The organism is Borreliella japonica (assembly GCF_900099615.1).
Lineage (GTDB): Bacteria > Spirochaetota > Spirochaetia > Borreliales > Borreliaceae > Borreliella > Borreliella japonica.
The window spans coordinates 1-5,531 of record NZ_FMTE01000014.1 but is presented as its reverse complement, the minus strand read 5'-3'; the positions used below and the strand labels follow the sequence as shown (position 1 = coordinate 5,531).

Sequence of the window (5,531 nt, the reverse complement as noted above, 5' to 3'; positions counted from 1 at the left end):
GCTACTTCTGTGCTAGATTTTGAGCTCTTATCATTAGATGGATACTTGATATCTTCTTGATTGGCTTTAAAATCTGTAGTACAAGTATTTAAAAATAGAAAAATAAATAATATATATACAATTATGTAGCCTTTCACTAACACTCCCCCTTAAGCAAAGCTTAATCTTTAGTATAGCTAAATATTTAATTTTGTTCAATATATAATATTAATTTAATATAATTAAATTAATATTATATAAAAAAAGACAAAAAAAGACTTGGCATTGATTTTGGCGGGTTTTGAACCAAATTTTGATATTGGAATAAACGTGGATTTCAGCTGTCGTTTAAAAAAATTTAACCATTATTGTGCAAAAATAGTGAAAAAATAGCTAAAGATCATTTATTAATGAGAAATTTAATTTTTTTAAAAAATTGCAATATATTTAAAAATGATATATAATCAATTTATATCATTTTAATAATAATGATATAAAGGGAATAAAATGAAAATAAGAAATATTTATCAAAAAATAGTGTTTTTAACACTATTAATTTTTATTTCGGCCTGTAACCAAGACAGTCAAAATAAAAAGGATAAAGATAAAGTATTGAACTATTCAGAAGGGGTTGATACTGTGTATTTACATTCAACCGCTAAGGTTGAAGTTGACTTTCATTCTGCATCACTGTTCATGGATAGTATTGACTCTGCGCACCAAGCTCTTTACAAAGCTGGTTTGTTAGAAAGTACTAAATTTTTCAATTACGCAACGGTAAAAGACATAAGATCTAAAAATGGCATGACTCCAAAACCACCTGCTCCTATTTACTATGTAAAAAAAATGTCCAATGAAAATACATTTTTTACAATAGGGCTGCGTATACCCGGTTATCATGGTGCACACTTGGGACAGCTAGAAATAGTAGTAAGAGCGCATGATCTTGCTCCCCAAGGATTATTAGTATACAGAGTTAACCATCACGAACGAGATAACTTTAGTGGCACTTATCGTAGACGATATTATAGATTTGTTGATGCTACAGTAGAAAACGTTTACGGTGCAGAGACCAGCGACATAAAACTAAAGAATATCAGTAAATACTTAGATACTGACATGAGTACAACTACGGTGTATAGTTCGGCTATAATTTCTAAACATGCAAATACAGTTCTTAGTGCATTACAACTCGAACCCGACAATACTTCAGAAATTATAAAGCCCTATTTTGAAGAGTCTGTGTCCGCGGTAGTTTTTTTAAGTCTTGGCCCTTTATTAGACTATAGAATTCAAGAAGCGGTTTTAGAGCTAGTTAGAACCGACTATTATTCAAAATCATTTAAAATTAATTCTTATTCAGAAATGATGAAACAATGGGAAGAACTAAGTTACTTGAAATACATTGCAGCTCACCCGGATCAAGATGTCAGACAACCTGGTAAACCATCTATACTTCCTCAAAGCCCAATGGTTTTCATGAATATAGTTAAGTATTAAATAATTTTACCATTTAATATATTGCTTTTGTAAAGCGTTGAACAACTATTTTTAAATCAAATATTATATAAATAGTTGTTCAAAAACAAGCAATTAAACTTATATTTATATTAATGCACTGAATAATTCCAAAACTACATTGAAGGAATATTCAGTGCAAATTAATGTCCCTTTTGGATTTAAATAAAATCCAAATATACTTTATTTATACAAAATCTATAAAGCTTTAAATAATCAAACATAAAAATAATAAAATGCTATTAATTATCGCAAGGATTTTTAGCTTATTTATTTCTAATCCCACAAGCAATACAAATCAAAATAGGATAGTTTAGATACTGGGATTGATTATTTGGAAAAGAATTTATCTACTTTAGAAGAAATCTTTTAAAAAAGAAAAAAATTTTAGATGCAATGTGCTTTTGTAATTTACCAGTATTTTTGGAGATTCCTAGATATTTTAGGTTTGCATCAATGTATTAATGATAGCTTACTTGTAAGCTATTGATCATCGAATTTTAGTGACTTGGTTCTACACTAATTTAAGTCAAAAACAAAAACGAGCACTAAAGCATATAAAATTCAATTATACATCGAATTTTATCTTTATAGCAATAGCATTAATAATGCAGAATATTTCTTTCACGGTTCTTTGGAAGAAGATCAAGGGAAAGACTTTTTACATAAATGATAAAATAAAATAATGGAAACTAATGACATTGTAAAAACAAATGATCCAAACATAACTCTTTATAAAGAGTTATCAGAAGACTTTATAAAGAAAGAAGATATCGTTAAAGCAAAAAGCTTTTTTCTTTTTTTAAAGAATAAAGTTAAAACTATCGATAATAATTCAACAGAAGCAAATATAGAGTCTTTATTAAAATCTATATTTGAAGAATTAACTTATTCTGTAGAGCAGCAGAAAGGTGGCCAAATAGATGGGGAACAGTCCAGAGTAGATATATTGCTTTTTGAAAACGATAAAGACAAGGCAAATTTTAATAAAAAATTAAAAGAAGCTAAAAAAAATAATGAGCCTATTCCAGCTGAAGATATTTTGCTTATAGTAGAAGTTAAAAATCCTTCTTTTAACTTCTACTATAAAGACAAAGTTAAAGAGGCAGAAGAGCAGCTTTACAGATATCTAAATCAATATCAAAAGCATTATGGAGTACTTTCAAATGGCAAGGTGTGGAGACACTTTATGACAAATCTAAGGTACTTTATGGAGAAAAAAGATATATTGAATTTAATTTTTCTAAAATTGGAGAAAAAGAAGAGTACAAGGAGCAAGAATGGGTTTCTTTATTCAGCTATCTTATAAGAAAAGAAAGATTTTTAAAAAGAAGCAATGTAATAGAAGTTGAAAAAGAGCAAATAGCTAAAGAAAAAGAGATAATTAAGAAAACCTTAAGGGATTTACTTTATGAAAACCCGGATGACTCTATAGTATTTAAAATTGCAAAAAATATATATAAAGAAGAATTTAAAGTTTCAAACAAAGAAATTACTAAATCCGACTTATTTAATATTCTTGAAGAGGCAATTATATTTATTTTAAGAATATTTTTTATTGTATATATTGAGGATAATGAACCATTTAAAGGAATATTGGAAGAAAGTATTGCATATAGATCTTATATGTCTTTTAGGCATTATTTTTATAATAAAGTTATTAACAGAGAAGAAGGATATAGTAAATTAATAACAATTTTTAATACTTTTGACAAAGGGAATGATTTAATAAAGTTTCCTGTATTTAATGGGGGATTATTTGCAGAAGATAAAGCTAGGTATTTAAATAATGAGAATTTGCTAAGTGTTGATGAGCTTGAAGATGTCCTAACTAAGATACTATTCTTTAACAAAGAAAATGCTAAAGAAAATAAATTTGTGGAGTATTCAAAAATTGATCTTAAGAGTTTTGGAGAATTATACGAAACTCTACTTGAATATGATCTAAGAATTGCAGATACTACTGTTTATCGCATTTTTGAAGACGGGATTTATCTTATTCGCACTGAAGATGAGCTTAAAAACAAGAGAGTAAACAAAGTTGCTACATACTACAAAGGCAATATTTATCTTACATCTAGGTCGCTTGATAGAAAGAAAAGTGGGGCATATTATACCCCAGAAGACTTAACTGATTTTATGGTTGCATCTTCAATTGAAGAACAGCTTAAAACCAAGTCCCCTTTAGATATAAAGATCATTGATAATTCTTGTGGGTCGGGACATTTTTTAATTTCTTGCCTAGATTACTTAACGGAAAAAGTATGGTATGAGCTTGATAAATTTGAAGATGTGAAAAAAGAGCTTGATAAAGAATATAGAGTTATTCTTAAAGAAAGTGAAGAATATGATGCTCGGGACAGTATAAGCAAAGAGTTAGTACTTAAAAGGATGCTGCTAAAGAAGTGTATTTATGGTGTTGATATTAATCCTATTTCGGTTGAAATTACTATGCTAAGTTTGTGGATTAATACCTTTATTTTTGGGACACCGCTAAGTTTTATTGAGCATCATATAAAAGTAGGAAATGCTCTGCTAGGATATACTAAAGATGAATTTTTTGATATTACAAAAAAGAAATTTGAAGGAGGATTTTCTTTATTTAAAAAAAGAATTCAAGAAATTACAGCTATTTTAGAAGATAGCTATCAAAAAATTAAAGGGATTAATGATACTACTAAAGAAGATATAGAAAAATCTAAGAAGATATACAAAGAATATGAGAAAAGTGAAGATACGGAGAATTTAAAAATCATATTTTCTTTAATTAAACTTTATTCATTATCTTTTGACAAATCTTTAAATATAGAATGTAATGATATTACAGCTATAATCAATTTACTTGAAAATATTTTGAACAATAAAACTTCTAGTGAAGACGAAGAAAAAATAGAAAAAATTAAAAAATTAAGCAGTTGCTATAAATTTTTCCACTATGGAATTGAGTTTCCAGACATTCAGGGGGGATTTGATATTGTAATTGGAAATCCTCCGTGGGAAAAAACCAAGTTTGATGAATCTGAATTTTTCTCAAAACACATTCCTAGCTACAGAAAATTAAACATAAAAGAACAAAATAAAATAAAGCAAGAAATACTGAGTAAAGATAATCATCCTTTGCATATTGAATACAATGAAGAAAAAAACAGCATAAGTACTATTAATAATATTTATAAAAGCGATTTTAATGATTTTGCTAGTGGTGGTGACTCAAATTTTTTTAGATACTTTATTACATTTAATTTAAAACTAATAAAAAAAGAAGGAAATTTGACTTATCTAGCTCCTTCTAGTTTTTGGAGCGAATATAGTTCTAGAGTGTTAAGAAAACATATATTTGCTAAGTATAAACTTAATTATATTTATCAGTTTGAAAATAAAAAAAGATTTAAGGATGTGCACTCAAGTTTTAAATTTGCAATATTTCAAGTAATCAATACTGAAGCTCCTACAACAAATTTTAAAGCAAAATTCATGATTCAAGGTGGTGATAATATTTTAAAAGAAATGACTAAGGATTTAAAAGATGGCAAAAATAATGCCTACAAAGGAATTGAATTAAATATAGCCCAAATTAGGAAATTATCTCCTATTCAAGAGTCAATAATAGAATTTAGAGATAGTGCTGAGTTTAAGCTTATTAACAAGATGTTTAGTCAATTTAGTGTTCTTAGTCAAGAATATATTGATTTTGGAGTAGGGTTAAATTTAACAAAGTATAAAGCATTGTATAAGGAATATAATAATAAAAATTTTATGTTTCTTTATTCTGGAGCTAATATTCATCAATTTAATTCAAGATTTTTTGAAGATAAAGGTGCAAAAGAAAGTTCTAAATTACTATGGATAGATAAAGAAGACTTTAAAAAAATATTAACTGAAGATAATCAACATCAAACTGAAAGAATACTATATAGAGATATTGCAAGCAATACCAATGAAAGAACTATGATCAGCACACTTTCTCCTAAAAATTGTTATTGTGTGAATTCACTATTTATAAATTATGAGAAAAGACCAATATCTATTTATAA

At 27.2% G+C, this 5,531-nt stretch carries 2 protein-coding genes and 1 pseudogene; all 3 read left to right on the top strand.

What is annotated here, in order from left to right:
• Positions 1-258: 258 nt before the first annotated feature.
• On the top strand, positions 259-372 hold the full coding sequence (locus tag BLO14_RS06275; protein WP_413783463.1) for a hypothetical protein: 114 nt from the start codon (positions 259-261) through the stop codon (positions 370-372).
• 114 nt (positions 373-486) lie between these two features.
• On the top strand, positions 487-1,479 hold the full coding sequence (locus BLO14_RS05445) for a hypothetical protein (RefSeq protein WP_091973823.1): 993 nt from the start codon (positions 487-489) through the stop codon (positions 1,477-1,479).
• A 703-nt stretch (positions 1,480-2,182) separates the two neighbouring features.
• A pseudogene (locus BLO14_RS05440) lies at positions 2,183-5,531 on the top strand (Eco57I restriction-modification methylase domain-containing protein); the annotation flags it as partial.